This is a genomic window from Methylocaldum szegediense (assembly GCF_949769195.1).
Lineage (GTDB): Bacteria > Pseudomonadota > Gammaproteobacteria > Methylococcales > Methylococcaceae > Methylocaldum > Methylocaldum szegediense.
On record NZ_OX458333.1, the window covers coordinates 2,757,748 to 2,780,078 of the forward strand.

General features: G+C 59.3%; 19 protein-coding genes. 16 read left to right on the forward strand and 3 right to left on the reverse strand.

Annotated features, from left to right (window positions below):
* Positions 1 to 401 precede the first annotated feature (401 nt).
* From QEN43_RS11725 to QEN43_RS11775, 11 genes are all read left to right on the forward strand, one after another.
* A complete protein-coding gene (locus QEN43_RS11725) occupies positions 402 to 1,169 on the forward strand; it encodes a BON domain-containing protein (RefSeq protein ID WP_051331904.1) in 768 nt (255 codons plus the stop codon).
* A gap of 17 nt (positions 1,170 to 1,186) precedes the next feature.
* Positions 1,187 to 1,702, forward strand: coding sequence for a type 1 glutamine amidotransferase domain-containing protein (locus QEN43_RS11730; protein ID WP_026611316.1), 516 nt, complete (start codon positions 1,187 to 1,189; stop codon positions 1,700 to 1,702).
* Between the two features lie 22 nt (positions 1,703 to 1,724).
* Positions 1,725 to 1,922, forward strand: coding sequence for a hypothetical protein (locus QEN43_RS11735; protein WP_026611315.1), 198 nt, complete (start codon positions 1,725 to 1,727; stop codon positions 1,920 to 1,922).
* Positions 1,923 to 2,094: 172 nt separating this feature from the next.
* Positions 2,095 to 2,751 carry a phosphoribosyltransferase gene (locus tag QEN43_RS11740; RefSeq protein ID WP_026611314.1) on the forward strand — a complete coding sequence of 219 codons (657 nt, stop codon included), beginning with the start codon at positions 2,095 to 2,097 and terminating at the stop codon, positions 2,749 to 2,751.
* A gap of 25 nt (positions 2,752 to 2,776) precedes the next feature.
* Positions 2,777 to 3,445 carry a dienelactone hydrolase family protein gene (locus QEN43_RS11745; RefSeq protein ID WP_235726664.1) on the forward strand — a complete coding sequence of 223 codons (669 nt, stop codon included), beginning with the start codon at positions 2,777 to 2,779 and terminating at the stop codon, positions 3,443 to 3,445.
* Positions 3,442 to 4,425 (forward strand): ribose-phosphate diphosphokinase, encoded by a 984-nt coding sequence (locus QEN43_RS11750; protein WP_026611312.1) that lies wholly within the window; start codon positions 3,442 to 3,444, stop codon positions 4,423 to 4,425. Before QEN43_RS11745 ends, QEN43_RS11750 begins: the two co-directional genes overlap by 4 nt.
* Before the next feature lie 395 nt (positions 4,426 to 4,820).
* The gene (locus tag QEN43_RS11755) at positions 4,821 to 5,516 is read left to right on the forward strand and encodes an SDR family oxidoreductase (protein WP_026611311.1); all 696 of its coding nucleotides are present in this window, start codon (positions 4,821 to 4,823) and stop codon (positions 5,514 to 5,516) included.
* A 1,020-nt stretch (positions 5,517 to 6,536) separates the two neighbouring features.
* The gene (locus tag QEN43_RS11760; protein WP_317963256.1) at positions 6,537 to 6,938 is read left to right on the forward strand and encodes an HMA2 domain-containing protein; all 402 of its coding nucleotides are present in this window, start codon (positions 6,537 to 6,539) and stop codon (positions 6,936 to 6,938) included.
* A 126-nt stretch (positions 6,939 to 7,064) separates the two neighbouring features.
* Positions 7,065 to 7,499 (forward strand): anti-sigma regulatory factor, encoded by a 435-nt coding sequence (locus QEN43_RS11765; RefSeq protein ID WP_235726663.1) that lies wholly within the window; start codon positions 7,065 to 7,067, stop codon positions 7,497 to 7,499.
* 150 nt (positions 7,500 to 7,649) lie between these two features.
* Positions 7,650 to 10,064, forward strand: a complete 2,415-nt coding sequence (locus QEN43_RS11770) for a PAS domain S-box protein (protein ID WP_051331903.1) — start codon at positions 7,650 to 7,652, stop codon at positions 10,062 to 10,064.
* A gap of 212 nt (positions 10,065 to 10,276) precedes the next feature.
* A complete protein-coding gene (locus QEN43_RS11775) occupies positions 10,277 to 11,188 on the forward strand; it encodes a methane monooxygenase/ammonia monooxygenase subunit C (RefSeq protein WP_317963257.1) in 912 nt (303 codons plus the stop codon).
* 243 nt (positions 11,189 to 11,431) lie between these two features.
* On the opposite strand, the gene QEN43_RS11780 is transcribed toward QEN43_RS11775, so the two are convergent.
* A complete protein-coding gene (locus QEN43_RS11780; protein ID WP_235726734.1) occupies positions 11,432 to 12,670 on the reverse strand; it encodes a GNAT family N-acetyltransferase in 1,239 nt (412 codons plus the stop codon).
* 425 nt (positions 12,671 to 13,095) lie between these two features.
* Between QEN43_RS11780 and QEN43_RS11785 the strand changes: the two genes are divergently transcribed.
* From QEN43_RS11785 to QEN43_RS11795, 3 genes are all read left to right on the forward strand, one after another.
* Complete coding sequence (locus tag QEN43_RS11785) at positions 13,096 to 13,944, forward strand: cyclase family protein (protein WP_084162241.1); 849 nt, start codon at positions 13,096 to 13,098, stop codon at positions 13,942 to 13,944.
* Positions 13,941 to 15,413 (forward strand): acyl-CoA dehydrogenase family protein, encoded by a 1,473-nt coding sequence (locus tag QEN43_RS11790; protein ID WP_202901167.1) that lies wholly within the window; start codon positions 13,941 to 13,943, stop codon positions 15,411 to 15,413. Before QEN43_RS11785 ends, QEN43_RS11790 begins: the two co-directional genes overlap by 4 nt.
* A 307-nt stretch (positions 15,414 to 15,720) precedes the next feature.
* Positions 15,721 to 16,410: a hypothetical protein gene (locus tag QEN43_RS11795; RefSeq protein WP_026611307.1), complete on the forward strand. Its 690-nt coding sequence runs from the start codon at positions 15,721 to 15,723 to the stop codon at positions 16,408 to 16,410.
* Positions 16,411 to 16,716: 306 nt separating this feature from the next.
* Here the strand turns inward: QEN43_RS11795 and amaB are convergent, their stop codons facing one another.
* Positions 16,717 to 18,282 carry an L-piperidine-6-carboxylate dehydrogenase gene (gene amaB, locus QEN43_RS11800; protein ID WP_036269141.1) on the reverse strand — a complete coding sequence of 522 codons (1,566 nt, stop codon included), beginning with the start codon at positions 18,280 to 18,282 and terminating at the stop codon, positions 16,717 to 16,719.
* A gap of 257 nt (positions 18,283 to 18,539) precedes the next feature.
* Here amaB and QEN43_RS11805 point away from each other — a divergent pair, with 257 nt between their 5' ends.
* Positions 18,540 to 19,733 (forward strand): hypothetical protein, encoded by a 1,194-nt coding sequence (locus tag QEN43_RS11805; protein WP_026611305.1) that lies wholly within the window; start codon positions 18,540 to 18,542, stop codon positions 19,731 to 19,733.
* 336 nt (positions 19,734 to 20,069) lie between these two features.
* A complete protein-coding gene (locus QEN43_RS11810) occupies positions 20,070 to 21,158 on the forward strand; it encodes a saccharopine dehydrogenase C-terminal domain-containing protein (protein WP_026611304.1) in 1,089 nt (362 codons plus the stop codon).
* 39 nt (positions 21,159 to 21,197) lie between these two features.
* Here the strand turns inward: QEN43_RS11810 and QEN43_RS11815 are convergent, their stop codons facing one another.
* Complete coding sequence (locus tag QEN43_RS11815) at positions 21,198 to 22,328, reverse strand: sensor histidine kinase (protein ID WP_051331902.1); 1,131 nt, start codon at positions 22,326 to 22,328, stop codon at positions 21,198 to 21,200.
* Positions 22,329 to 22,331 lie beyond the last annotated feature (3 nt).

A 22,331-nucleotide genomic window follows, 5' to 3' on the forward strand; every position in this document is an offset into this window, starting at 1 on the left:
CGCCTTGAATCATAATGCTGAATTGTCCGGCTCTTGTCGACTTTTCCCGTCACCGTGCCACATGTGGCGTATTCCGTTCCAATTGCGCCGATAAAGTATTCCAAGATTCCCGCCGTCTACCGTACGGGAACCTTCGATTCTATGGCTGTTCGGCGCCGGATCGGTGGTCTGGATGGCATCGGCCCAGCGCCGACCCGAGAAAAGAACGCCCTGAAACGATTTACTAGCCGCCGCCCGAGACGAAAACCTATGCCCGCCCGCATTTAGCTGCGCTCGGCGGCTCCCGCCTTCTGCTCGCTCGCCGATCTCATTTCGCTAACGCTTCTCTGCAACTCCCTTCGGGGAGAGGTGTCTCATTAATCAGGCGAGCCAAGCTTGGATCAGCTTTCGAGGAGGATGCCATGAAAAGGAACTCAGCACTGTATGGAGCGGCGTTGGGTGCCGCAGTGATGTATTTGCTCGATCCCGATCGAGGACGGTATCGCCGGGCGGTGCTCCGCGACAAAACGATAAGCACCTTGAATCGATTGGACGACGCCCTTCAGGTAGCCTTGCGTGATCTTCGGAACCGCGCGGTCGGAGTGGTCGCGGAACTCAACTCATGGCTGACGGACGAACCGGTCTCTGATGACTTGCTGGTCGAGCGCGTACGCTCCAACCTGGGACGGGTCGTTTCCCATCCGAAAGCCATCGATGTGAATGTGCAGGACGGCATTGTCACACTCTCCGGTCCGATTCTGGCTCACGAGCGCAAGCCGCTCTACCGGTGCGTAGCGTCGGTGCGCGGCGTCAAGGGGGTCGAAGACAGGCTCGAGCCGCATGAGACCGCTGAGCAGATTCCCGAGCTTCAGGGCGGGGTTCCGCGCCGCCGGATACGCCCGGACATCCTGCAGGAAAACTGGGCGCCGGCCACGCGATTGATCGTCGGCGCAACCGGAACCACCCTGGCGATCAATGCCTTGCGACATACGAGTCCACTCACCGCCGTTCTGGGCCTGGCGGGTTCCGGCATGCTCCTCCGGGCCGTGACCAACAAACCGCTCATGGGTAGAACCAGCAACACCGCCGGTCATGGTCATCGTCCTGAAGCCATCCAGCCGCCGCGCCCCGCGGCCGAGACCGAAACCACGCAACCGCCGCCAACCGAAAGGCAAGAAGCGATCCACTAGCTAAAGAGGCACGCCGGATGAAAGTCCTCATACTCAGTTCCGATTATTTCGAGGATGTCGAACTTCTGGTGCCCTATTACCGGCTGAAAGAAGAACGCATTCCAGTCGAGATCGCTTCCAACAAATCCGGAAAGCTCATCGGGAAGCACGGTTACGAGGTAACAGTAGACAGAGGGCTGCAGGAAATCGCCCCGGAAGACTACGACGCCCTTCTGCTCCCGGGCGGCAAGGCTCCGGCCGCGCTACGGGAGGAACCGTCTACCGTGGCTATCGTCAGGGCTTTCATGCAGAACAACCGGCCGGTGGCGGCTATCTGCCACGGGCCGCAGATCCTGATTTCCGCTGGGGTGCTGCAGGATAGGCGCGCCACCTGTTATCGCTCGGTCGCAGACGAACTGAAGCTGGCCGGAGGCCATTACGAAGACCGGGAAGTGGTGACGGACGGCAATCTGGTCACGTCGCGACAACCCGCGGATCTCCCTGCGTTCATGCGGGAGTTCATGAAGCTCCTGAAAAGCGGAGCTTCTAGTTGAAATGAAATCATCGAAAACCGCCATGAGTACAGAACAAGACCGCCTGATCGAACTCCAAACGCAAATGCAGGAATGGCAAGCCGAACTCGACCGGCTGGAAGCGTGGCCCGCGACCCGCATCGAACAAAAGGAGCGGATCGAGGCGCTGCGGGAAAAACTCCACGCTGCCGCGGAACAACTTAGCGCTTGGCTTGATGGAGAGCGCCCGGAAATATCGTAAGAAAGCTCTGAATACGCATTTGCCCTCCGCCAACGGATTGAGAAAGAGCGGTTGATCTACTCGGCGGTACTGTCTCTTTTCCGACGGAGATCTGAATCAGAGCCTTGCTAAGGCGGGAACACATGCCGGGAATCGGGAAAGAAATCCCGTGTTTTCAAGCGTTGGACGTTCTATGGACACACTGTTCGAAAACCGCACCGACGCTGGGCGCCGACTGGCTGAGGCCCTACGCGCTTACGCCGGGCGCTGCGACGTGATCGTACTCGCCCTCCCGCGCGGCGGGGTGCCGGTCGCGTACGAGGTCGCCCGGGCGCTCAATGCGCCCTTGGATCTTTTGATCGTGCGCAAGCTGGGAACGCCCGGCAATCCGGAACTGGCCATGGGCGCTATCGCCAGCGGAGACGCCTCGGTGCTGAACCGCGACGTGATCTCGCTCTACCGAATCAGCGGCGAAATCATCGAGCAGGTCACCGCTAACGAGCGTCAGGAACTGGAACGCCGCGAACGGCTTTACCGCGGCGATCGCCCGTATCCCGAACTCGAGAACCGCTGCATCATCGTCGTGGACGACGGCATCGCCACGGGAGCGACCATCCGAGCCGGCCTCGCCGCCCTACGCCGGAAAAACCCGGCCTGCATCGTGGTCGCCGTCCCGGTCGCGCCTACGGACACGTTGGAACGCCTGCGCGCCGAAGTGGACGACGTCGTCTGCCTGACGACCCCGACGCCATTCTTTGCCGTCGGCCAAGCCTACCGGGATTTTTCCCAAACGACCGACGACGAAGTTCGGGAGATTCTGGCTCGATCCTGGGGAGAACCCCTGTCGTAACGAGACCTTTTGTCAGGAAGAGCAAATGATGGAAGATGCCACCCCTTCGGATTCGATTGAATTCCCCGCAGGACGTGAGGGCGTGACCCTGTCCGGCTCGCTGTTCATTCCGGACCAGTCGGTCGGACTCGTCATCTTCGCCCACGGCAGCGGGAGCAGCCGATTCAGCCCTCGCAACCGGGCGGTCGCCGATTTTCTCAATCGCGCCAATCTGGCCACTCTGTTGTTCGATCTCCTCACCGCCGAAGAACATGACGTTGATCAATATACCCGTCAGTTCCGGTTCGATATCCGACTTTTGACCGAACGGCTGGTGGGCGCTATCGACTGGGCCACCCAATACGAGTTGACATCCGGGTTATCCATCGGATTGTTCGGTGCCAGCACCGGCGCAGCGGCGGCGCTTCGGGCCGCGGCCGAACGCCCCGAAAAGGTCGCGGCCGTGGTTTCTCGCGGCGGACGACCTGATTTGGCGGAAGAGCAATTGCCCGAAGTGCGGGCGCCGACCCTCCTGATCGTCGGCGGCCACGACGACATGGTCATCGAACTCAATCGCCAGGCGGCTCTGCGTTTGTACGCCGTGCACAAGCTGGAGATCGTTCCAGGAGCAACCCATTTGTTCGAGGAACCCGGCAAGCTGGAAAAAGTGCAGGAACTCGCCCGCGATTGGTTCTTGAAATACCTGCGCCGATGAACCGCAGTCCCCTTCGCTTGTTCGCCTTAAGCGAAAGCCGAGAGTTCGGTGAAAACATTGCCCGGGCCTTAGGCGTGAGCTTGGCCGAAGTCGAGGAAAAGGACTTCGAGGACGGCGAACACAAGACCTATCCAGCGGAAAGCGTTCGGGGCTGCGACGTGTTCGTGGTGCAATCGATCTACGATGAGCCCGGCAAGTCCGTCAACGACAAACTCTGCCGCCTGTGGTTCCTGATCGGCGCGCTGAACGATGCCTCCGCCGCTTGCGTGACCGCGGTCGTGCCGTACCTCGCGTATGCACGCGCGGACCGGAAAACCCGGCCGCGCGAACCGGTCACGCTACGCTACGTCGCGCAATTGTTCGAGGCTGTGGGCACGGATCGGGTCATCACGCTCGACGTACACGATTTGGCAGGCTTTCAGAACGCTTTTCGCTGCCGAACGGACCACCTTGAGGCCGGGAAACTCCTGGTCGAGCATTTCAGTACCCGGATCGAGGGAGACGTGGCCGTGGTCTCGCCGGACGTGGGCGGACTGAAGCGGGCGGAACGTTTCCGCCGCACGCTCGCCCGGCGGCTAGGCGCCACCGTAGGCAGCGCCCTCATGGAGAAATACCGCAGCGACGAAGCGGTAAGCGGCGCGGCTGTGGTCGGGGACGTGCGCGGCAAGACCGTCATCATCGTCGACGATCTGATCAGCACAGGCAGCACCGTAGCCCGCGCTGCCCATGCCTGCCGGGAACAGGGGGCAACAGCCGTGCACGTCGCCGTGACCCACGGACTGTTCGTGAGCGAGGCCGCGAAGGTCATCTCTAATCCGGCCTTGGACAGCCTCGTAGTGACCGACAGCGTTCCAGCGTTCCGGCTTCCTCCTGAAACGGTCCGTGCCAAGCTTACGGTCATCCCGATCGCCCCGCTGTTCGCGGAGGCCATCCGCCAGATCCACATCGGCGGTTCCATCAGCGGGCTGATCGAAGACTAGAGCGCCAGCCGACAAAAGCTTTGTCTCGACGCACCGTATCGTCCCGGTGTAGACCGGAATAGCCTGCCTTACCCACGTGAAAGGACTGGCCCGAGCATGATCGAGAAGCGCCTGCGTGTCCGGCTTCGGACCAGTTGGACAGGTCCCAAAGCGGTCTATTGGCCGCCGTCCTACGGCTGTGTTGGCGCATCCGCTCGCCGCCTTCCCGTTCCACATCTACCCCGCTTTTCTGGTTCACGGCCGCGCAGGCACACCGCTCCGGTCCTCATCGGGGATTTCGCTTGCTTGGTGGCTTCACTCGTTATATCTAGCTGCGAACCGTCTACGGATTCCGTGGTCTCAGTGGAGGAAATTTTGTCGTCCGATTTCTTGTAGCAACTGGAGTGTCGTGCATCATGGCCAACATTCTCATCACGGGCAGCAATCGCGGACTGGGGCTGGAATGGGTCCGCCAATACGCCGAGGCCGGATGGCGGGTGTTCGCCACCTGCCGATATCCCGAGGAGGCGGTCGAATTGGCGCAACTGGCCGACCGCTATCGGTCGGTGCGCCTGTATCGACTGGACGTGACCAACGTCGGGCAAATCGTTGCCTTGGCCGAGGAACTCAAAGAAACGCCCATTGATATCCTGATCAACAACGCCGGCGTCTATCCCGAGAAGTTTCTGCCGCTGAACGCACCTCTCAATTACGAGGACTGGGCCTATACCTTTCAGGTCAACACCATGGCCCCGCTGCGCCTGACCAAGACATTTGTCGAATCTCTGGCATGCAGCGAGAAGCGCCTAGTGGTGGCGATCAGCAGTCATATGGGCTCCATTTCTGAGATCACGAGCCCCGGCAGTTACTTCTACCGGTCCAGCAAGGCTGCTTTGAATGCCGTGATGAAAGGACTCTCGCTGGAACTCAAGCCGCTCGGCATCGGAGTGCTTTTGCTGCACCCTGGTTGGGTACGCACGCGTATGGGTGGCATCGACGCGCCTCTGTCGGCGGAAGAAAGCGTGCGCGTCATGCGCGAGCGCATCGCCGCGTTCACGTTGGCCGATACCGGCCGTTTCTTTCGGTACGATGGTAGTGAGATTCGTTGGTGACCAAACATCGTCTGCCCGACGTCCGACTCTGACCTTTTTGCGAAATCTCAATCAGGCCCGTAAATAACCTCCTGGTATTTACGGGCTGCCGCGCAGGCCGGTACACGCTCGGCCTGGGCTCACGCGGCTTGTTGCCGCGATGCGTCGGCTCGGTACGGCGCGCGACTCGGAAATGGCCCGAATCAAACGATTCCGAATTTGCAGTTAGAGTCTTGCGCCGACGCTGCGGCGCCGGCGGTGTTCGGCCGAAGCAATCGCTGGTGCCCGGATTCTTCGAGCAGCCGCCCGATGTCCTTATCTAAATTGTTTACTAAAAGGAATTAATCTACTCATTCCAAAGATATTTATGACAATTTATTAAACTTTCTGATTTATTTCATAAGAAATCCTTATTATTAAAAATGAACGATCGCGACAATACTGATACTAACCGTATGTACGCAAACAATGGGAGGTCGTCATGACGAGCGTTGAAATCTTCTTGGCATTGGTCTTTTTCGGCACAACCGGCGGAGCCATCGGGTTCTGCCTGAAGAACTACGAACGAATCAACAAGAACGACGGGCAATGAACGCTTGCCAACTATACGCTCGACGCGCTTGAAAAGCCGGAGTTGAAGAACCCCGGCTTTTTTTATGCATAATAGAAACACGTCGTTCCGGACGACGGGCGTGGCCGGGCGAAATATCGCCGCACCGATCCGAGAAAGACCGATCACCCTGTTTCACCGGTTCGGCGATTTAGAGCTTATCCCAGCGAGCTCGAGTACCCTTTCGACAAGACTGTCTTGAACAAAGTCGAAAAGCTCGGGGAAAACGCCCGCTCGGAACGGCTCTGAGCGATGCTGAGCAGGCTCGCGCGTTTGCGGAACAGCGCGACAGACTGTCCGAGAGTGCGGCGTCCCCGGATTCCACCCGTCGACTGCCGAGCCTCGTGCGGCATTCTTCAAGCGTTTTCGTGTCTGAGGATTAAGCACGCCCAAAACACATCTATCTTTAATTTTGGCTCGAGAGGCACGCAATGCCTGAAACGATCGCCATCGTTCACAACAGGGTTCCGGCCCGAATCCGCATCCGGGTGCCATTGATCAAGAACAAGCGGACTCTGGCCGAGGTGCTCAAGCAAAGCCTTCTCAAGGATGATCGGGCAAAGGGAATCTATCACGCCGAACCGAACATCACCACGGGAACCTTTCTGATCAAATACCATCCCGCCCTGCATACCGAGGCCGAAGTTCTCGAGCGGGTACAGGCAATTGCGCGAGGCATCGCCGCAGGAACCGTCGAGTTCACGGTCAAGCACAAAAATCCCAAACTTAGCAAGATGCAACCACAGGCTTTTTTCAATCGGGAGCTACTCGTGAGTATTGGCGGGAACGTCATTGCCGGATTCATATTGGCGGCGTTGATCCGCCGCGGATAGAACGCGCAGCTGCAAAAATCCACTCATGCTGGCATCGCCGGTCGGGATAGCGGACGATAATCCGATTGCTCGGGCCGTGAACGCTTCGCCTCTACGGACCGAGCCAAAGGAGGAATTCACTTCGATATGAATGATTCAAGTGAACGGACCAGCGCGTTCATGACCGACAGCATACGCATACCCATAGATTCCGAAGCGCAAATCCTGACTGCCCGGCGCGAGGCGCGATCTTTGGCCGCTCGGCTGGGCTTCTGGTCGGTCGAGCAAAGCTTTATCGCCATGGCCATCTCGGAAGTGGCGCTCAATATCCTTCAATACGCTGGAAAAGGAGAAATCGTTCTGGACGTTATCGAAAAGAACGATGCGAAAGGCATTCTGGTTCTCGCTCGTGACGAAGGACCGGGCATCTCTGATATCGAGTTGGCCATGCAGGAGGGTTATTCGACGGGCGGCGGAGCCGGGCTGGGCCTCGCGGGCGCCAAGCGCCTGATGGACGAGTTCGAGATCGTGTCCGAGGTCGGCAAGGGCACGACCGTCAGAATGGTCAAATGGGTGCGATGAATCCCGGCCAGCCTCCTGCCCGACCATCCGCGGGGCCGATTGAATTGGGTGCCGGTTCGCGAGTCCAATAAGCCAGACGATCGTTTCGTCCCGTCACGATGCGGCGTGTTGGTAACCAAACGCCGCGCGGCAGCGTCTCGGAGTCAAACTATGAATGACATAACGGTCAACAGCGAGCTTGCAGCACAGTACGCTGCGGCATTGCGGGATTATTTGGCCGGCGTAGAGGGGAACCCTCTGCTGCGGGCCTACCGGCTGGGACGCAAGGCCATCGCGGAAAACCTCAGTCTTTCCGCTCTGGCTGAAATTCACGAGCAAGTGCTCACGGACTTTTCCGCTGATGCCGCGTCGCTGGGGGAAGGCGTGGATCTCGAGTTGCAGGCGGAGGAGTTTTTTCGGGAGGCGCTGGCGCCTTTCGAGAGAGCGCCACTCGGCAATGACGAGACTATCGCGCGACTCAGATTGCTCAACGAGAGTTTGGCACGGACCAATCGGCGCCTGATCGAAATCTGCCGCGAAAAGGATCAGGCCATCGCCGCCTTGAGACAAAGCGAGGAAACGCTGCGGGGAAGTCATTTAGACCTTGAAAAGCGGTTGAAAACACAAACTTCCGCCCTGGAAGCGACCGGGGCAACCCTGCGCGCCGAAATCGCCGAACGCAAGCTCACCGAAATCGCCTTGCGGGAAAGCGAAGCCCGCTTCCGGACGATCTTCGAAAAGGCCGGTATAGGCATCGCGCTCCTGGACAGGGAGGGGCGTATCCGGGAGTGCAATTTCGCCCTCCAGGAAATGCTGGGTTTTAGCGCCAAGGAACTGCACGGTAAGGTGATCTTCGACTTAAGCTTCCCGGAGGATTACCAGATCAGCGTTGAGCGGTTCAAGGGGCTGATCGAAGGGCAGTACAAACATTACAGCCTGGACAAACGCTTCATCCGCAAAAACGGGACAACGGTCTGGGTCCGCAAGATCGTTTCCGGGATCTACGGTTTCAGAGGCGAACTCCAGTTCGCCGTTGACATGATCGAGGACATCACCGAAAGCAAAGTCGCGGAAGAGTCTTTGCGAGAAAGCGAAGCCAGGTTCCGCCAGATCGCTGATATGACCCGCGAATGGATCTGGGAACAGGACGCCAACGGCTGCTATACCTACTCCAGCGAAGCGGTGAAAGACATACTCGGCTACGATGTCGAGGAAATCATCGGAAAGCCCTATTACGATCTCTTTTTCCCGGAAGACAGGGAACGCTGCGCGGCACTGGCGCCGAGACTGATCGCTCGCGAACAGCCTTTTTTTCGCCTGGTCAACCGCTATCGGAGCAAGGACGGCCGCGAAGTGTTCACCGAGTCCACCGGCATCCCGCTCTCCGATCGCCGGGGTAGCTTACTCAAGTGGCGTGGGGTGGATCACGACATCACCGAACGCAAACGCTTCGAAGATGCCCTGAGACTTCGGGATAGGGCGATCGAAGCATCCAGCGTGGGCATCATCATCACCGATCCTCATCAGCCAGGAAACCCCATCATCTATGCCAATCCCGCTTTCATCCAAATGACAGGCCGCAGCCGCGACGAAGTGATCGGCTGGAATCCTCGCTTTCTGCAAGGACCGGACACCGATCCGAAAGCGGTGGAGGAAATTCGGAAGGCGATTCGGGAAGAGCGCGATTGCCACTTGACGCTGAAGAATTACCGTAAGGACGGCACACCGTTTTGGAACGAGCTCATCATCTCTCCGGTGAGAGACGAACATGGGCGGGTAACGCATTTCATCGGCACCCAAACCGACGTCACTGCATTGCGGCGCATCGAGGAAGAACGCCACGAAATGGAGATCGCGATGCAGCTCCAGCTGTCCCTCTTGCCGGAGGCTCCGCTGCACCTACCCGGCGCTTTGATCGCGGGATATTGTCTGCCCGCCGCCCATGTCGGCGGTGATTATTTTGACTACTTCAATACCGAGGAAGGTGTCGACGTGGTGATCGCCGATGTGTCGGGACACTCGGTGGGCGCCGCGCTGATCATGGCCGAGACCCGAAGCATCCTAAAGCTGGGAACCCACTGGATGACCAAAGGCCAAGCACGGTTACGTCACGGCGCCAGAAAAACGCTGGCGGCTTTGAACGACCTTCTGTTCGAGGATTTGAACCGCGCCAACTTCTTCATCTCCATGTTTTATCTGAGCTATGATGCCAGTACCCGCCGTATCCGATACGCGAACGCGGGGCACAATCGGCCGCTGCTGGTGCGCAAAGGCACCCGGAATTGCATGGAATTGGACGCCGACGGGCTCATCCTGGGCGTTCAAAAGGGCGTGGATTTTGAAGAAAAAACGCTCGCCCTGAACGAGGGCGATACCGTGCTTCTCTATACCGACGGGGTTACCGAAGCCAGGAACGATCAAGGAGAATTTTTCGGCGAAGCCCGCCTCTGCGACCTGGTAGTCGAACACGCTCAAGCGTCCCCTCAAGAGCTCATCCAGATCATCGTCGACGAACTCGGAAACTTTTGCCGCGGTCGCCCCTTCGACGACGACATCTCCCTTGTGGTGCTGAAAGTGCTTCATTGACCCGGCCTATCAATATCGGCCGGCTTAATCCGGGCATGGGACGCCTCGACGCGGTAACAAGCCGCATGAGCCCAGGCTGGACGTGTGCCGGCCTGGGCGGCAGCCCGTAAATTCCAGGAGGGTATTTACGGGCCTGATTAATCAAGTTCGGGAGTGTTTTTCAAACGCCGGGGTCCAAGTTAAGAACTTTCGAACCGCCGAACGGTGGGCTCGTGACGACATCGAAACAAACCGAAACCTTGGCCACCCCGAACGAACCACCTTTGTTCAGTTGGAGTCGACTGGCCATCGTGTTGGCAGGCTATACGAGCGTATACCTAGCGGCTCGCTGGTACGAAGGCGCTTACGCGTGGTCGACTGGGCTGGACGCTTTCTCTCCGGAGTTTGAGACCTATTGGATGAATCTCTTCTACGTGGAAATCGTGGTGGAAACGCTCGTGGCCGCAGGTCTGTGGGGATGGCTGTGGCGTAGTCGCGATCGAAATCTGGAGCGATACTGGGCCCATTTCATCAAGACCGAAACGGCATTGTCCAGGGCGAAAGATAACACCCTACCGGAAATGCCCTGGAAGACCCGCGATCGCGGCCTAGTGTCCTTGTCCCCGCGCGAGGAACTGCGCCGCAACCTGACGCACCTCATCTGGCTGGCCGCCTACGGATGGGCATTCTATTGGGGAACAAGCTTCTTCACCGAACAAGATGCGACCTGGCACCAGACGGTGGTGCGCGATACCGACTTCACACCGAATCACATCATCGTGTTCTATATGAGCTATCCCGTGTACATCATCACGGGCTGGGGGGCTTTTTTATACGCCAAGACGCGCCTGCCTTATTTCGCCAAAGGGTTGTCCGTACCCTACCTCTTTTCCGTGGTCGGCCCGTTCACGCTGCTGCCCAACGTCGGTTACAACGAATGGGGCCACACCTTCTGGTTCATGGAGGAGATTTTCGTTGCGCCGCTGCATTACGGCTTCGTCATTTTCGCCTGGTTCGCGCTGTCGATCTGCGGTGTCCTACTACAGGTATTTGACAGCTTCTTGTATTTGATCGAGAAGGATCTGTCGTCTGAAATGGACTCCCAAGAACCGGGCTACGAAAGCCATGATCGCACGACGATCTGAAAATGAGTTGTGCCGGGGACGAAGATCGCAACTCATAAAGCATCTCGGTCGCTCCGCCTTAGAGCCGACTCAAACCTTCGAGCCGGCTAAGCTCAATCGACGATCACCAACCCTTCAGGGGCGAAGAGGAACCGCTTCGGTCGCGCGTCCTTGTCGTCGACGGGCGCAACGACCCGCCTGTATTCAGCTCATATCTCGCTTCATCGAGGCTCTTCCGGAATTGCGGCGGGAAGACATCGGCGTCTAAAACGCCGACAGCCGGCGCATTCTCCAGGGTAGCACCTTGACGACCTGTGCATACCGGCGGGTTACGATTTCGACGACCCCGCCGCGCACGGCGACCAGATAACGATGCAGCCTCAACGCTTCCGTCCTCATGCTGAGCGGCAGGGCCGCCGTTTCGGCGGCGCAGCTGTCCAACCACTCGATTCCGGCACCCAGTAGGTTGGCATTGTCGTGCAGGCGATGAATCCCCTCGAGGTCCAGCAAGAAACCCGGACCGCAGCGGGCATAGGGCGGACTCTCGTCGTACGCCATCTTGAACCCGAAACAGCCGGGCGGCGCGACGAAGGCACTGCGCGCCGCGACCAGTCTGTCGTCAACCCGGAGGGTGAGTAGCGAAAGCCGATTGCGCCGATACGCTTCTTTGAGAACGGACTTGGCGATCGCCGCGCCCTCTGGCGTAGACGCCATAGAGGTGCCGAGCTTGCCTTTCCATTGGCTGGATTCCAGGGCGATGAATTCGTCGATCAACCGGTCGATATCCTCGCATTCGTCGACATCGGCGACCCGCACCGGTCCCAGCTCCTCGAGCAGGCGGCGCAGGCGCCTCAGATGCCGGCGGCGCTTGCCCGACAGCACGCGCGCCAAATACGTTTCGGCATCCGATTGTCGGCGGTAGAGGTGAGATTCGTGGATTTCAAGCGCATGGCACAACCGCGGGTCCCCCGCGAACCAACGCTCGACCGCGTCGACGATCATGCTGCCGTCGGGAAGGTCGTCGAGGATAAGAATTTTCGGGGCATACCGCCGACTCACCAGCCAGTTGCCCAGCACCGCGAGCGTGTTGCCGACCGCTCCAGCGCGGAGCAGCGGCGTGCGACGCAGCGTCCAAGAAAACGTATCCCGCCACGGGCACAGGCAACTCAGCGGACACAGGGGATGAAGGCGTTTCTGCTCGAACGGGAAAAAACCGATCAGAGTATCGGGCGTCCCCGAGCCGTCGTCATCGGTCCCGTGGACCAATAGGAAACACAATCGCCGATTCTTTTGCGAGACGTTGAGCAAGGGCAAAAAATACCAGGGCTCGTAGAACGGGTTGGGATGAGCGGTTTTCTCCGCCAGTTCCTCGATGGCTTCGCGGTAATGTTCGATATCCTCGATGGTGTCGAGAACGGTGACCGAACCGCGGCACATATCGCCGAGCGATGATGGGTCGAAGCGGGCGACGCTGGGACCGGCTTGGGCCGGCCCCGTCTTCATCTCAGCCAATCGCTGCCTCGATGCCGGCTCCCGATCGTTTCCTCGCGGGGCATGATCGCCCACGAAAGCCCCGCTTTCAGGCTGCCTTTTCATAAGTCGAGGGAGATCGCAGGGTGCTCAATGGCGCGAGAGTCGCGAACGCGCGATGAGAAACACAGAATCGTGCCGCCTTCCCCACCGCGTAAGGGCCATTCTCCTATCGTCGCTGGACGGGCCCGCTTTATCGGATGGAGAGATCGGTCTCGCTTGCGGTCGGGCGCACCCGACCCGGCAACGGAAATGGATGATGACTCGTTCATGGAATCCCTTCCCAAACAACGTGAAGAAGAGCAGTCTACAAACCTGCTGTCCCTGGTTTCCAATCATGGTATCCAGGTCAATTGCCGTCAAGAGACGATCCGCAAAGATCATCGAGGTACCAAACCATGCGCGATACCCTTCGATTCCCATTCATCTGGACTACCCTCCTTGCGAAGCGCCTGACCATACCGGCGTTTCTGCTGGTCTTGGCGAGCTGTGCGTCACCGAACGGACTGTGGTCTTCCGGCCGCTGGGTGGACCTCACCCATTCGTTCTCTGATAAGACGGTGTACTGGCCGACGTCGCTACCCTTCCATCTGGAACCCGTGTTCGTCGGCACGACCGAGAAAGGCTTTCATTACGAAGCCTATCAGTTCCAGGCGGCGGAGCACGGCGGAACGCATCTGGACGCCCCGAGCCATTTTTTCGAACGCGGCCTCCCGGTTGACTGGGTTCCGCTCGAGCGGCTAACCGGTCCCGCCGTGCTCGTCGATGTCTCGTCCAAGGCCACCACAAATCCCGATTACCAAGTGAGCCGCGACGATTTCGCCGCCTGGGAAAAAGACCACGGACGGATACCCGAACAGGCGATCGTGTTGTTGCGTACGGGATACGATCGGTTTTGGCCGGACCCCCTTCGGTATCTGGGTACGGCCGAGCGAGGCGAGGCGGCGGTAGCGAAACTCCGTTTCCCGGGTCTCGCTCCCGACGCCGCGCGCTGGCTGGCGGAACAGCGCCGCGTCAAAGCGGTCGGATTGGATACCGCAAGCATCGATTACGGTCGGTCGACGCATTTTGAGACCCACCGGATACTCGCGGAGAAAGGCATTCCAATCTTCGAAAACCTTGCCCGGCTGGGCGAATTGCCGGCGACCGGAGCCGCGGTGGTAGCCTTGCCGATGAAGATCGAAGGTGGCAGCGGCGCGCCGCTCCGGATCATCGCATGGATACCCAAACAAGGAGACGAACGATGATGCTTGAACCCGTCCGTTCACCGGCAGCGTTCCTGAATCTGATGCTCGGTCCTCGTCCGGAGGCGACGTTCCTCCGGGATTATGCGTCCTGGTGGGAAACGGAAGGCCGGCCGATCTCGGATGCGGTCGACAGAGCAGGAACCCCGTGGCTGCGCATGTTCGATGAATTCGGCAACCGTATCGACGAGATGCTCTATCCGCCCGACTATCGGCGGATGCTCGAACATGGCTACCGGGCGGGTGCGGTTTGGCAGGCTTTCGAAGAACGATCGATGCTGCCGGCTTATGAACTGGGCTATATCACGGCTTTCCACGATCCGGGCCTGTATTGCCCTTATACGGTTTCGCTCTCGACAGCGGCAGTGCTCGAAAAATACGGTGATTCGACCTTGAGAGAACGCTTCTTGCCGCTGCTCCTGCGCCAGGATGATGCCGTCTGGCAGGGAGCGACCTGGATGACGGAGATTGGGGGCGGCTCGGATTTAGGTGCGGCGGTCGCGACCATCGCGAAACCCGCCGGAGACCGATGGCGGCTGACCGGCGACAAATATTTCGCGAGCAATGTCGGAGCCGAGCTCGCGGTCGTGGCGGCGCGGCCCGAGGGGGCACCATCCGGCGTTCGAGGGCTGGCGCTGTTCCTGCTGCCCCGCCGCCGCGAGGACGGGAGTCTCAATTATTTCATCCGGCGGCTCAAGGACAAGATCGGCACGCGTTCGGTTCCGACCGGCGAAGTGGAGCTGAGGGACAGCGAGGGTTTTCTGCTCGGCAAGGCTGAATGGGGCATTTACCTGATCCTGGAAGCGCTCAATATCTCCCGAGTGGCGAACGCCATTGCCGGCGCAGCCTTGGTCCAGCGTGCGCTGTGCGATGCCCTGCGCTATGCGGAAAACCGGCGCGCGTTCGGCAAGCCCGTCGTCGAACATCCGCTGCTGCGTCGGCAATTCGAACGGTGCTGGACGGACCTACAAGCGGCCTTCGCCCTCGCCTGGGAGTCAGTGGAACGCTTGAACGAGGTCTGGCGGGAAACGCCGCCTTATTCCGAACGCTACCATCTGTTTCGCCTCATGGCGCATCTCGCCAAATACTGGACGGCCGAATTGGCAGTCCAAACCGCCCGCTGGGCAATGGAGGTTCACGGCGGAATCGGCACCTTGGCCGAACAGCGGGTGGAACGCTGGCTTCGGGAAGCAATGATCCTGCTGATCTGGGAAGGCACCTCGCACCGCCAGATTCTGGACGGCATCGAGGTGATGGAACGTAAAGCCGCTCATCGACTGCTTTTCGACCGGCTCTCGCCGCTAACCGAGCCCAAGGAGCGGAAAGCGATGCTCGCCCGCGTCGAAGCGCTGCTGGCGCGGCCGCAAGCCGAGCGGGAAGCTTTGGCGGAAGAGCTGTTTTGCGATCTGGCCATGTTCACCGCCAAAGCGTTGTCGCGGAAACATTCGAACCAAACGCCCGACAGCCGTTAAGTGCTCGCGTCCGTCCTTTCGATCCCGGCAGGATTGCGTCAAATCACGCGATCGCCCCAAAACAGGCATTCACTATGCGCGATATGCCATACCGTCTTGAGTGATTTCGCCCAGATTAGCCGGTTTCTCCTTGCGCGTAAGCCAGCCCACACGGGGCTTTCGGGCATTGGCATTGAATGTGCCTCAGCGACCGTTGCCGGTACGACATCCACCGGTAGGGTGCGGCGCGCGAAGGCCGGCAGCTCTCTGCCGACGCCTTCTTACGGCCACCCCCGTTCTCAATGATCGATTCAAGAGAGATCTCGAAATGAGGAACGAAAATAGAAATCCTAAAGTCATCGTTTTCGCAGGCGCCGTCGCGCTCGTCACCACGCTCCCGCAAACCGGCAGCGCGCACGAATCCCGTTACCTGTGCGGCAACGCGGATGGCGTGGACATCACCGACTGCAACGGGGTTCCGAGCACTTTCAAGATCACCACGGGCTTCGTCAACGAGCCAGCCTGGACGGGTGAAGTCAACGGCATCAATCTGACCCTCTCGTTCCACCCCGATGCGGCTCACGATACGGCCAAAACGGAACCCGTCAATACCGGTGCCGGCGACGAGGTCAAGCTCACTACGGCGAAGGTGCAGTACTACGATGAGAAGAACGGCAAGCTGGTCCTGAAAAGACAGAAAAGCATCTATCCAACGGCACAAAACGAACCCGATGCGGCCGGCAACGTGAAACAGAAACACGGGACGCCCAATGTTTACAACATTTATTTCCGGCCCAACAAAGCGGGAATCTACGGGTTCCACATCGCCGGAACCCTTAAACACAAGACCAGCGTGGACGCCGATGGCAATCCCACAACGGAACATATCGTGACGCAGCAGTTCGACCAGACCTTCATCTGCGGACCTTTGGGCACCAAGGATACGCAGAACACACCGCCGTCGAAGTTCAATTGCGTACAGGATGCGCTCGTCTTTCCAACCGGCGCTAATCATTGAGGAGTGCTGGCAAAAAAGCCGTATTCCAGATTGCGTTCGATGAGACATTCGTGTGGGGCGGTCCCAGGACTCCTCTTGGTAGATCCTTCGACTGAGCTTGGGTAGGCCCTTCGGCTGACTCAGGACAAGCTTGGCGTACCCACCCATTCGGGGTTGTCCGAAGGGTTATGGCGCGCCGAACTCGCTAAGCTACAAAAAGGTCGTGAGGGCGCATCTATCCCACCGACACAATCAACATTCGCTCGAATACCGAAATAAATGAGCCGGGAAATGGCGGCAGCCGTTCCCGGCACTCGACCGGCCCCACTACCGCTTTTGCCCAGGATCCGCTTCGAAAAACGAGATACCCTGGGCCAGCGGCAAGCCCTCACCCCAATTGATGGTGTTGGTCTGGCGCCGCATATACATCTTCCAAGCATCGGAGCCCGCTTCGCGGCCGCCTCCGGTATCTTTTTCGCCGCCGAATGCTCCACCGATTTCCGCGCCCGAAGTGCCCGCGTTGATATTGGCGATGCCGCAGTCGCTGCCCGAAGCCGACAGGAATCGCTCGGCCGCTCGGAGATTCAGGGTGAACAGTGCGGAGGACAAACCGTGCGCCGCGTCGTTCTGCATGGCGATGGCCTCCTCTAAATGGCGGTAGCTCATCACGTACAAGATAGGCGCGAAGGTTTCCCGCTGGACAACATCCCAGTGGTTTTCCGCCCGGATCAGCGTGGGTTCCACGAAGCAGCCGGGCCGCTCAAGCACCCGTCCGCCGTAAAGGACTTCACCGCCTTGACGGCGGGCTTCTTCCACGGCCTGGCGATACGCCTCGACCGCCGTCTGGTCGATGAGGGGGCCCATGAGGGTCGAAGGGTCCAGGGGATCACCGACCCGCACCTGAGCGTAAGCTTTGACGAGACGGTCGATCAGTTCGTCATAGATGCTCTCGTGGACGATCAGCCGCCGAATGCTAGTGCAACGCTGGCCGGCCGTGCCCACGGCGCCAAACAGAATGGCCCGGACCGCGAGATCGAGGTCGGCGGTCTCGTCGACGATGACGGCATTGTTGCCGGACAATTCTAGGAGACTCCGCCCTAGCCGTTCCGCGACTTTCACCGCGACCTGGCGGCCCACGGCCGTGGAACCGGTGAAGGAGATCAGCGGTAGCCGCCTATCGCAGACGAAGTGGTCCAGCAGCTCCGGATTTTCCGGCAAGAAGCAGGAGAAAATACCCGGATACCCCATCTCCGCCGTGACTCGATCGCATAGGCGCTGAACCGCCACGGTGCAAAGAGGGGTCTTCGGGGAAGGCTTCCACACCACGGTATCGCCGCACACCGCCGCGATAAAGGCGTTCCAAGACCACACCGCCACCGGGAAATTGAAACCGGTGATGACGCCCACCGGCCCGAGCGGATGCCATTGCTCGTACAGGCGGTGCCCGGGGCGCTCGGAAGGCATGGTGATGCCGTATAGCATGCGCGACAGCCCGACGGCATAATCAGCCATGTCGATCATCTCCTGCACCTCGCCGTCCGCTTCCGCCTTGATCTTGCCCGCTTCCAGGGCAATCAGGCTGCCCAATGCGTCCTTGTGTTCGCGCAGCACATCGCCGATTCGACGCACCAGTTCGCCGCGCTTGGGCGCCGGAACCAGGCGCCATTCCTCGAAAGCTCTCTTGGCTTCTTCCATCACGGTTTCATACTGGGCTTCCGAACACAGCGTGACCTCGGCGATAACCTCGCCCGTGGCCGGGTTGTACGATTTCAGACGCGGAGCATTCGGAGCTTCCAGCCAGCCTTCATAGGCGGCGTAGCTACCGATATTGACGTCCTGAAGGTGCAAAATCTCGAACAGTCGATTCCGGGAAACGATTTCGTAGGTGTGCATAGGCAACTCCCTGTCGAGGCGCAGCGCCTCGTTCCGGTTGGATTCGGGGCGGGAGGAAGAGGTTCGGGCGAACGGATGCGTTCCTCAACCTTCCGAGACTTCGGCTGTCTAAAGGTGTATTCTGACCCAAATTCGGCATCCATCCCAATCCCTTTCCGCATGGAATCGAGCCCAAGCTGCGGTGGCGGTTGCCGAATGCTTGGCTGACGCTGTCCAGCCGCTAGTCATATCTCCTACAAAGGCTGAGAGGTCCTGCAATGTCCAATCTACACGATGACCTTGCCCACGACCTAGTCCGCGAAGTACTTGCGGGTCCCACCACCCTCCGCGCCGACCCGGATCATCCCGGCAAGCTTCTGGTGCCGCGCCCCGACGGCCGGATGGCCGGCATCGACTTGACGCCTTTCGAGGCAGAGCCGCAGCCGATGACCGCTGGCCATTATTTTCACGGGATCAAGACCGTCGACGGCTTGCTGACAGCCTATCGCGACGCTCGGCGGTCGAAGCCATTCGAAGAAGACTTATCAGGCGCGATGGAGCATGTGGATCCCTACGCCCACGAGTTTCTGGATGGCCTGCTGGCCCGTGCCCGCAGTTTTCTTAGCGATGCCGACGCGAAGCTGATCGGCGATTGGGTCGGCCAGTTCGACGTCTACGTAGCAGTCAAGGCGGTCGAATCGCTGCTTTACAGCCAGGCCGACCTGACCTTACTGAAAATCGCACCGCGCTTTGGCTGGACGGTCCATTTCGATCATCTCGCGATCCGCTGCGGCTCAGCCGCACGTGGCGACGCCGAACGGGTCGTGGAGAACCTGCGCCGCCATCACGGCTATGTACCCTCACAGGTCGAAGGCGAGGACTTCTACCAGTTCGAGGATGGTTGGAACGCCTACGTGCTTTACAAGATCCTGGAAAACGGGCAAGTGCTGCGGCTGTTCATCGATCAGTCGGATGCCGATAATCCCACCCAGATCATCCAGCACTGGAACCACGTTTACGGCTATACCGCCCACCATCTTGCGATCCGGGCGACGCGGTTCGAAGAAGGACGGCGGGTCGCGGTCGGCCTGTCCAAGCTCATGCATACCTTGGAAGCAGAAGGCGTCGCCATCATGACCCCGACGGGCGATTACACCGATCGCTTGCTGTTGCAGGTGTTTACTCGGCCGGAACGGAACCGCGAGATTCCACAACGGATTCGGGAGGCATTGAAGTCCTACGGCGCGGATTTGGAAACCGTGATCGAGAACGCGAAGCTCCTGGAACTGGTGTCGCGCCGCGAAATGAGCCCGGCGCTGGCCGAGCGGTTTTTCGCTCTGTACGATATTCCGTACGAGCCTGACAATCCGCTCCATTCCGCCCCGATCTACAACTATTTCCTGCCGGAACAGGCGGCCCACGTCATTCGCACCTCGGTGCAGGGCGAAGGCGTAGCTGCGGCCAACCGATAGAAAGGCCGGGCGACTTCGCGCCCGGCCATGAGGGACTGACACCCTGGCCGTGCCTTGCGATCGATGCGGCTTGCGAAAGCCACCGCATCCTTCGGATTGAAAAGGAACAGGACCGTGAGCTGGTTCCCGTGCGAGTGGGCAGGCAGCGGTTGCACCCGACCGCTGAAACCGGTAGAAGAACGATTGGCGGAAAGCGATGAGGCGTTACTACGCCATCGAGGCGGTTGAACTCCGTTGCTGGGTTTAAGGACGCGCTGTTCCTGAAACCGAAGGACGGCCGTCGATATCCTAAGTGACGGACAAAGGGAAGGTATGGCATTCCACGGAGAAAAACGTATGCGACACGTGTTCGTGCTCGGCGCCGGCACTATCGGCTCCTTGATCGCCGGTCTCCTTTCCCGCTCCGGCGACTATGCCGTCTATCTGGCCGATCACGACGAAAACGCCCTGAAGCGGGCTACCGAAGATGTCGACAGGCAAAACCTGACCACCTTCACCTTGGAGGCGATCCAAGGAAGCGGGTTACGCCATGCCTTGTCGGATTACCCATGCGAGGCAGTCATCTCCGCTTTGCCGTATTACTGCAATCCGCTCGTGGCCGAATACGCCCGTGAAACGGGTCTCCATTATTTCGATCTTACCGAAGACGTCGCCGTCACCCGCTACATCCAGGACCTCAGCCAGGGCGCGGAAACCGCTTTTGTCCCGCAATGCGGCCTCGCACCCGGCTTCGTCAACATCGTGGCGAACGACCTGATGGGACACTTCAAGGAACTCGACACCGTAAAGCTACGGGTCGGTGCGCTGCCGGTGCACCCCAGCAACGCTCTTAAATACTCGCTGACCTGGTCCACCGACGGCTTGATCAACGAATACAGCAATTTCTGCTATGGCCTCGAAGACGGGCGCGAAGTCGTCCTGATGCCGCTGGAAGGTTACGAAACCATCGAAATCGACGGGCTACTCTACGAGGCTTTCAACACCTCGGGCGGCCTCGGCACCTTAGCCGATACCTACAAAGGCCGGGTCAAGACGCTGAACTACAAGACCCTGCGCTATCCCGGCCACTGCGAGAAAATTCATTTCCTGATGCGCGACCTCAAGTTGAACCAAGACCGGGAAACCCTCAAGCGCATCCTCGAAAACGCGATCCCCAAGACCGCGCAGGACGTAGTGCTGATCTACGTCTCGGTCAGCGGCAAGCAACGCGGTGAGTTGTACGAAGAGAACTACGTGAAAAAAATTTATCCTCAGACGATCCATGGAAAGCTGTGGTCGGCCATACAGGTGACCACCGCATCCGCCGTCTGCGCGATCGTCGATCTGGTCTTGAGCCAACCTGAACACTACCGAGGCTTCGTGAAGCAGGAGAGCTTTCGGCTGGAAGACTTTTTGGAGAACCGGTTCGGGAAGTATTACCGGTAAGCGGGATTTTCACTCTCGAGCTACCCCGGCCAGCGATGCTCAAATCAACGTCGGCAAACGCACCACGAATTCGCTGCCTTTGCCGGGGCCCTGACTGCTCACTTCCACTCGCCCCCCGTGCATGCCTACGATGTTTCGCACAATGGTCAAGCCTAATCCAAGGCCGCCCTTGGCGCGGTCCAGGGTGCTTTCGGCTTGAATGAAAAGGTCGAACAAATGAGGCAGCAAATCTTGTGCGATTCCCTCGCCGCTATCCCTCACGGAAATGACCGCTTCTCCATTTTCACGGGTTGCGCGCAACCAGATCCGACCGCCTTCCGGCGTGTACTTGGCGGCATTGTCGAGCAGGTTTGCAATGACCTGCGTCAGACGTACGTTGTCCCCGTTTACCCTCACCGGTTCAGGCGGTACGGAAACTGTGAGCGTATGACGGCGAAGTTCGATGAAGGGTCGACTTTCTTCAACGGCGTGCTCGATCAGGGTGGCGACATCCACGTCTGTTTTTTGCAGCGTCAGCTTTCCCTGCACGATGCGCGATACATCCAACAAATCATCGACCAGCCGCGTCAGGTGATTCACCTGTCGTGCAATGACTTCTCTCGCCCAGTGCAGCTTGGGGTCTGAGCCATCGAGTCGCTGCATGATGGTGACGGCGTTGCGGATGGGCGCCAAAGGATTGCGGAGTTCGTGGGCGAGCATGGCGAGGAATTCGTCCTTGCGCCGGTCGGCCTCTCGTAGCGCCGCCTCCGCCTGTTTACGCTCGGTAATGTCCTGGACGATACCGACCCCGAATAGTGGCTGCCCCTGCTCGTCGCGAACGATATAACCATTGAGCTCGATCCACACGATATGCCCGTTCTTGTGGATGTAGCGTTTTTCTACCCTGTAGGGGAATTCCACGTGAGCTTGGCGCCGAAGGGCTTCAACATCGGCGACGACATCATCGGGATGCGTGATGTCTTGGAAACGCTTGGTGAGCAGTTCTTCGCGCGTATACCCCGTAATTTCACAAAAGCGGTCGTTGACACGAAGGTAATGGCCTTCCAGATCGATTTCACAGATACCGACGGGGGCCTGGTCTTGAACGATGCGAAGTCGCTCGGCTTGCATCCGCATGGTTTGTTCGGCTTCACGGACCGAACGGAGGATATCTGGGATGGTATCGGCCATGAC